4 protein-coding genes and 2 pseudogenes are annotated in these 7,610 nt (G+C 65.5%); 3 read left to right on the top strand and 3 right to left on the bottom strand.

All coding sequences use genetic code 11. The features are described 5' to 3' along the window. Positions 1-315, bottom strand: a 315-nt coding sequence (locus SJH88_RS17860) for a hypothetical protein (RefSeq protein ID WP_274755255.1), incomplete at its 3' end; no start/stop codon positions are given. 235 nt (positions 316-550) lie between these two features. Beyond that, positions 551-2,497, bottom strand: coding sequence for a molecular chaperone HtpG (gene htpG / locus SJH88_RS17865; RefSeq protein ID WP_274755256.1), 1,947 nt, complete (start codon positions 2,495-2,497; stop codon positions 551-553). A gap of 234 nt (positions 2,498-2,731) precedes the next feature. On the opposite strand from htpG, the gene SJH88_RS17870 reads away from it, so the two are divergent. The 3 genes and pseudogenes from SJH88_RS17870 (at position 2,732) to SJH88_RS17880 (ending at position 7,009) form a co-directional block, all read left to right on the top strand. Next, positions 2,732-5,023, top strand: a complete 2,292-nt coding sequence (locus SJH88_RS17870) for a TonB-dependent receptor (protein WP_274755257.1) — start codon at positions 2,732-2,734, stop codon at positions 5,021-5,023. A 152-nt stretch (positions 5,024-5,175) separates the two neighbouring features. Next, the gene (locus SJH88_RS17875) at positions 5,176-5,856 is read left to right on the top strand and encodes a Fe2+-dependent dioxygenase (RefSeq protein WP_274755258.1); all 681 of its coding nucleotides are present in this window, start codon (positions 5,176-5,178) and stop codon (positions 5,854-5,856) included. A gap of 5 nt (positions 5,857-5,861) precedes the next feature. Continuing rightward, positions 5,862-7,009, top strand: a pseudogene (locus SJH88_RS17880) (alpha-hydroxy acid oxidase). A gap of 99 nt (positions 7,010-7,108) precedes the next feature. On the opposite strand, the pseudogene SJH88_RS17885 reads toward SJH88_RS17880, so the two are convergent. Further along, a pseudogene (locus SJH88_RS17885) lies at positions 7,109-7,610 on the bottom strand (hypothetical protein); the annotation flags it as partial.

The following is a 7,610-nucleotide window of genomic DNA, read 5'->3' on the forward strand; positions in this document are numbered from 1 at the left end:
GGCACTCTCAGCCCCGGGGGCGTGCAACACGGTGGACGTCCCCGACCCGGCGCCCACGTGCGCACCGCCGCCGACCGGCGCCGACGTGCCCACGCCCGCATGCCCGGACACCTGACCGCTGGAGCCCACACCGACGCCCACCCCCACGGGCCCGACGCCCGTGCCGACCCCGGCCGACACACCGCCCGAGCCCACACCGACCCCCACGTTGAACGGCCCCACAGGCACGCCCACCCCCACGTAAGGGGAACAGGCGGTCAGGGCCAGCAGGCCCAGCAGGCCCAGTCGGCGCAAAGAAACGGTGTGTGTATGCATGCCCCGATTGTGCGCGGCCCACGAAACCCTGCCAAACGCCGGTGTTCCAGGGCCGATGTTCCAGGATTGGCGGCGTTGCCGGCGCCAGCCACCAACCCCGCCACACCACGGTGATTGGCAAATTACATAGCACCCTGCGCTTACTGGATAAGGACCAAACTGCTTTTCAAGCATAAAAAAGCTCCAGCAGCCGGGGCTGCTGGAGCGGACGTGGTGGGAACGCGCGGCTGGCGGCTTACACCAGCAGGGCGTTCACGCGCTTGACGTAGGCGGCCGGATCCTCGGGGATACCGCCTTCGGCCAGCAGGGCCTGGTCGAACAGGATGTGCGCCAGATCGTGGAAATGCACGCTGCCGTCCAGCTTCTTGACCAGGGCATGCTCGGGGTTCACTTCCAGCACGGGCTTGCTGGTAGGTACGGCCTGTCCGGCCTGCTTGAGCATGCGCGCCAGCTGCTGGCTCATGCCGTCATCGGTCACCACCAGGCAGGCCGGCGAGTCCACCAGGCGCGTGGTCACACGCACGTCCTCGGCCTTGTCTTTCAGCGCTTCTTTGAGCTTGGCCAGTACCGGCTTGAAGGCTTCGGCGGCTTCCTCGGCGGCCTTTTTCTCGGCCTCGTCCTGCAGCTTGCCCAGGTCCACGGCGCCCTTGGCCACGGACTGCAGCGGGGTGCCGTCAAAGTGCGTCAGGTAGTTCAGCGCCCACTCGTCCACACGGTCGGTCATCAGCAGGACTTCAATGCCCTTTTTCTTGAAGACTTCCAGCTGCGGGCTGTTCTTCGCAGCGGCCAGCGTTTCGGCGGTGATGTAGTAGATGGCTTCCTGGCCGTCCTTCATGCGCGCCTTGTAGTCGGCCAGCGAGACCGTCACCCCGTCCGAGGTGGTCGAGGCAAAGCGCAGCAGCTTGGCAATGCGCTCCTTGTTGGCGAAGTCCTCACCCAGACCTTCCTTGAGCACCGCGCCAAACTCGGCGTAGAACTGGCTGTACTTGCCTTCCTTGGCCTTGTCCTCTTCGCTGACCACATCGGTCACGCCATCGGCCTCGGTCGACACTTCATGCTTGTCGTGCTTGGCCAGGTCTTCCAGCATGCCCAGCACGCGCTTGACCGAGCCGTCGCGGATCAGCTTCACGTCGCGGCTTTCCTGCAGCAGCTCGCGGCTGACGTTCAGCGGCAGGTCGGCCGAGTCGATCACCCCCTTCACAAAGCGCAGGTAGCCGGGCAGCAGCGCTTCGGCGTCGTCCATGATGAAGACGCGCTTGACGTACAGTTTCACGCCCGCCTTCTTCTCACGGTGGTACAGGTCGAACGGTGCCTTGCCGGGGATGTACAGCAGCTGCGTGTACTCGGTGTTGCCCTCGACGCGGTTGTGGCTCCAGGTCAGCGGATCGGCGTAGTCGTTGCTGATGGCCTTGTAGAACTCCTGGTACTGCTCTTCGGTCACGTCCTTCTTGGCACGGGTCCACAGGGCACTGGCCTTGTTCACGGTTTCCCACTCGCCGGTCTTGACCATGGCGCCGGGCTGATCGTTCTCGCCGTCCTTCCACTCTTCCTTTTCCATCAGGATGGGCAGGCTGATGTGGTCGGAGTACTTGGTGATCAGCTGCTTGAGCTTCCAGCCATTCAGGAATTCGCGGGCATCGTCGCGCAGGTGCAGGATCACGCTGGTGCCGCGCGCCTCGCGGGTGATGGTCTCCACCTCGAAGTCGCCCGTGCCGCCGCTGGTCCAGCGCACGGCCTCGCTGGCGGGCAGACCGGCACGGCGCGATTCCACACTGATCTTGTCGGCCACGATGAAGCCGGAGTAAAAGCCCACGCCGAACTGGCCGATCAGCTGCGAATCCTGCTTCTGGTCGCCCGACAGCTGCTCGACGAAGGCCTTGGTACCGCTCTTGGCAATCGTGCCCAGGTGCTCGATGGCCTCGGCCTGGCTCATGCCAATGCCGGTGTCGGTGATGGTGATGGTCTTGGCCTGCTCGTCAAAGGCGATGCGCACTTCCAGGTTCGGCTGGTCGCCATACAGGCTGGCGTCGTTCAGCGCCTGGAAACGCAGCTTGTCGCAGGCGTCCGAAGCGTTGGACACCAGCTCGCGCATAAAAATCTCGGGGTTGGAGTACAGCGAATGCGTCACCAAGTGCAGCAGTTGCGCGACTTCGGCCTGGAAGGAATGGGTTTGCTTGCTCATGTTTTTCTATCGAGTTGCGTCTTCTGTTTCGATCCGTCACACCACGCCGGAAACCCGGCTCGCACCCCATATGCAGGCACTTGGTGGCAATTCAAGTCCCCCATAGCGCCCGCAGCTGTTGCCCCTAGGCAACGCTGACCCAGATCAACAAGAAAGTAAAAAAGAATTGTTATCAATCACGCTTAGAATTCGAGCCACCCCCTGCCCAGGGGCTTTTTTCATCGCGAAATTCCCATGTCCAACGCCACAAAACCATACAACAAGGCCGGACTGCACTGCGAACTCACCCAGCTGGCCTTGGCCACGGGTTTGTGCGTCGTCGGTGCGTCCGCTTTGGCCCAAGACGCCACCCTGTCCACCGTCACGGTGCAGGAAAGTGCAGCGCCGTCCCTGAAGGTTGACACCGCCCCTTCGGCCAAGTTCACGGCCCCGCTGCTCGATACCCCCAAGACGGTGCAAGTGATCCATGAAGAATTGATCAAGCAGACCGGCGCCACCAACCTGCAGGAAGCACTGAAGGCCACCCCCGGCATCACCTTCGGCAATGGCGAAGGCGGCAGCCCGAACGGCGACCAACCCTTTCTCCGCGGCGCCGATGCCACCTCCAGCACCTTTGTCGATGGTTTGCGCGACATCGCTGCGGGCACCCGCGAGGTGTTCAACCTGGAATCGTTGGAAGTCATCAAGGGCGCCGACTCGGCCTACGCCGGCCGTGGCGGCGCGGGCGGCTCCATCAACCTGACGACCAAGAAGGCCAAGGCCGACAACTTCATCAGCGGCGACGTGGGCCTGGGCACCGACCACTACAAGCGCGCCACGCTGGACCTGAACCGCAAGCTGGGCGAGACCATCGGCTTCCGCCTGAACGCCATGGCGCACGACGCCGACGTGCCCGGCCGCAATGGCCCCGAGAACCAGCGCTGGGGCATTGCACCGACCGTGACCTTCGGCATGGGCACGCCCACGGAAGTGACCCTGTCGTGGCAGCACCTGCAGACCGACAATGTGCCTGACGGCGGTGTGCCCTACCTGGTCAGCAACACGGCCGCAGCGACACTGCCCGGCGGCAGCACCGTGCGCCCCACCTACGGCAACAGCCGCGAAAACTGGTACGGCCTGACCAACCGTGACTACGAAAAGGAAAAGAGCGACCTGTTCACCGCCTCGGTCGAGCACAAGTTCACCGACGCCAACAAGCTGCGCAACAGCCTGCGCTATAGCAAATCCAAGCAGGACTACGTCTGGACCCAACCTGATGACAGCAAGGGCAATGCCATCAACGGCTACGTCTGGCGCCGGGGCAATGCCCGCGTTTCAGAGACCACCACGCTGCAAAACGTGACCGAGTTCACCGGGAAGGAACAGACTGGCTCGATCGGCCACAGCTATGCCTTCGGTCTGGAGTTGTCCAAGGAGAAGGCGGAAGTGCGCTCTGCCGCCATCCAAAGCTCCAGCAGCTCCTGTACCGCGGTCAGCGATCCCTGGTGCACCACCTTGAGCAACCCCAGCGGTGCCAACGCGGCCTGGAACTTTGCCTGGACACTGCCCACGCAGCCCACGGTCAACCAGATCGACACGATGGCACTGTACGGCTTCGACACCCTGAAGTTCAACGACCAGTGGTTGCTGAATGCCGGCCTGCGCGTGGACCACTACCGCCTGAGCACCTCCGGCCCTGAAAGCCGGCGTGGCGCCACATTGCTTTACCCAGCGTACGACCTCAAGCGCTCGGACACCCTGTTCAACTACCAGTTGGGCCTGGTCTACAAGCCTGCGGCCAACGGCAGCATCTACGCCAGCATCGGCACCTCATCACGTCCCGGCGGCTCCACCCTGGGCAACGGCAATGAAGACCTGAGCACCACCACCGATGCCCTGGCCGATCTGAAGCCCGAGAAGACCCGCTCCATTGAGCTGGGCACCAAGTGGGATCTACTGGACAAGAAACTGGGAGTTTCCGCCGCGATCTTTCGCAACGAGGTCACCAACACCCGTGTGACCAACGAATTCAATGTGGCGGAGATGGCGGGTGACAAGGTTGTCAATGGGCTGGAATTGGGATTCACCGGCAACGTGCTCCCAGGTCTCTCCGTATTTGGTGGCTACACCTACATGGACAGCGAGCAAAAAAATGCCGGTCAAACCTGCTCCGGAACACCCGCTGTTTGCGTGCCTTCTGCAGCCAACGGCCAAGCCTTCCCCAACACGCCCAAGCACAGCTTCAGCCTGTGGGCCAGCTACAAGCCCATGGCCAAGCTGACGCTGGGCCTGGGTCTGTATGCCCAAAGCGATGTCGCCCAGGGCTATGTGCGCTCCAGCGTCGATGGCGGCATCGTGACCAAGGGCGTGGCCGGCTACAGCCGCTACGACGCCATGGCCAGCTACCAGTTCAACCCCAACCTGGCGCTGCAGCTGAACGTCTACAACCTGACCGACAAGGTGTACTACACCGGCGTGCGTTCGCCGCACTACGCCAACATCGGTGCTGGCCGCTCTGCGGTCGCCACCCTGAAGTTCACGTACTAAGCCGGCACGACACCGCCTGCACCCGGGTTGCACCTGGCGCAGGCGGCCTTGCTTTCCAGCCCCGCCAGCACCTGCTGCTGCGGGGCTTTGCCATAGATACTGCCCCCTCCGCCACCGCGCCGAGGGCGGATTTTTGAAAGGCTGCTGACCCCATGATGCTGCGCATCCCTTCCCTGCTGACTCCGGACGAAGTCCGCGACTGCCGCCAGGCCCTGGAACAGGCCACCTGGCAGGATGGCCGCACCACGGCGGGCAGCCTGGCCGTCAAGGTCAAGAGCAATCTGCAACTGCCCATCGACAGCCCCATCGCCGCCCGGCTGGGCCACCTGATCCTGGATCGCCTGGGCCGCAACCCCCTGTTCCTGTCGGCCGCGCTGCCGCTGCGCGTGCTGCCCCCGCGCTTCAACCGCTATGAGGGCGGCGGCACCTACGGCAACCACATCGACAACGCCCTGTTCGTCATCCCCGGCACCGCCATCAAGGTGCGCACCGACGTGTCCACCACCGTGTTCTTCAGCGACCCCGAGGAGTACGAGGGCGGCGAGCTGATCGTCGAGGACACCTACGGCCACCAGAGCGTCAAGCTGGCGGCGGGCGATGCCATCGTCTACCCCGGCACCAGCCTGCACCGCGTCAACCCCGTCACCCGGGGCACGCGCTATGCCTCGTTCTTCTGGACGCAAAGCCTGGTCAAGTCCGACGAACAGCGCTGCCTGCTGTTCGACTTGGACCAGTCCATCCAGCAGCTGACCGTGGACCACCCGGACCACGCCAAGCTGTCCGCGCTGTCCGGCACCTACCACAACCTGTTGCGCATGTGGTCCGAGGCCTGACGCCCATGGCCGCCCTCAACGCCCTGGGCGCCACCGTGCGCCCCGCCCACGCACAGATCCCGCCGGACATCGCCCATGCCGCCGATTACGAGCGGCATGCCATCCACCATGTGGAGGCCCAGGCCTGGCAGCACATCCAGGGGGGCACGGACCAGGGCCTGACCCTGGCGCACAACCGCACCGCCTTCGACCAGTGGCGCCTGCTGCCCCAGCCGCTGGCACAACTGGGCGCGGCCCACACCCGCTGCACGCTGCTGGGCCAGCCGCTGCACTGCCCGCTGCTGCTGGCGCCCGTGGCCTACCAGCAGCTGGTGCACCCGGCGGGCGAGCTGGCCACCATCCAGGCCGCCATGGCGCTGCAGACCGGCATGGTGGTCAGCACCCTGTCCAGCCACACGCTGGAAGCCATTGCCGCCACCGCAGACCAGGCCACGCAGGAGCTGGGCCAGGGCGCACCGCGCTGGTTCCAGCTCTACCTGCAGCCCGACCGCCAGCACAGCCTGCAACTGGTGCGCCGCGCCGAAGCCGCCGGCTACACCGCCCTGGTCTGGACGGTGGACGCCAGCATCAAGCGCTCGGGCTTCCCCCTGCCACCCGGGGTGGAGGCCGCCAACCTGCGCGGCATGCCGGCCACGCAGCACACCAGCGCGCTGCAAGGCCCCATCCTGTTCGGCACACCGTTGGCCCTGCAGGCCCCCACCTGGGACGACCTGCGCTGGCTGCGCGACCAGACCCGCCTGCCCCTGGTGGTCAAGGGCATCCTGTCCGCGGCGCAGGCGCAGCAGGCCGTCGCCCTGGGGGCCGATGCGCTCATCGTCTCCAACCACGGCGGCCGCGTGCTGGACGGCGTGGTCAGCCGCTGGAGGTGCTGCCCGCCATCGCCCAGGCCGTCGGCCCCACGGTGCCGCTGCTGCTGGACAGCGGCGTGCGCCACGGCACGGACGTGGTCAAGGCCCTGGCCCTGGGTGCGCACGCCGTGCTGATCGGCAGGCCCCAGCTGCACGCCCTGGCCACGGCCGGCATGCTGGGCGTGGCCCACCTGCTGCACCTGCTGCGGGCCGAACTGGAACTGGCCATGGCCCAGCTGGGCTGTGCCAGCGTGGAAGCCATCACACCCCAGGTGCTCTGGCAGCCGGCAGCGTCCAAACAATAAAAAAGGGAGCTGCTTGCGCGCTCCCTTTCTTGATTTCAAAGTCTTTTGGCTTTGAATGGCTTGAAACACCAGCGCCAAGCGCTATGTTTTCAGCCGATCTTACTGGTCGTCCTCTTCACGGCGGATCACCTTGACCGGGGCGGCCTTGCCCTTCAGGGATGCAGGCGCGCGGTAGGTGCGGATGCCGCCCAGCGAACGGCGCTCTTCGCCCTCGCGGGGCTGGAAGGAGCGATCGCCCTGCGACTCGCGGCCACCACGGTCGCCGCCGTCCTTGCGCGGGCCCTTGCCAAAGCCAGGCTTGCGGTCGCCAAAGCTGCGCTCGGGACGGGGACCACGGTCCTGGTTGAAGCTGGGGCGATCCGAACGAGCGGCGCCACCGTCCTCACGACGCGGACGGTCACCGAAGCTGCGCTCGGGACGGGGGCCACGCTCGTTGCGGTCGTTGAAGCGGGGGCGGTCACCGCCGCCAAAACCGCCACCTTCACGGCGCGGACCGCGCTCGTCGTTGTTGAAACGCGGGCGGTCCGAACGACCCGCGCGCCTTCTTCGCGGCGGGGACGGTCGCCGAAGCTGCGCCTCGGGGCGAGGGCCACGCTCGTTG

Origin of the sequence: Comamonas sp. GCA5, from assembly GCF_036541385.1 — a bacterium.
In the GTDB taxonomy this organism is placed as follows: Bacteria; Pseudomonadota; Gammaproteobacteria; order Burkholderiales; family Burkholderiaceae_C; genus Comamonas; species Comamonas aquatica.

Coding starts and splice junctions, on each gene's coding strand:
- SJH88_RS17870 (WP_274755257.1), top strand. CDS start 2,732: ATGTCCAACGCCACAAAACCATACAACAAGGCCGGACTGCACTGCGAA.
- SJH88_RS17875 (WP_274755258.1), top strand. CDS start 5,176: ATGATGCTGCGCATCCCTTCCCTGCTGACTCCGGACGAAGTCCGCGAC.
- htpG (WP_274755256.1), bottom strand. CDS start 2,497: ATGAGCAAGCAAACCCATTCCTTCCAGGCCGAAGTCGCGCAACTGCTG.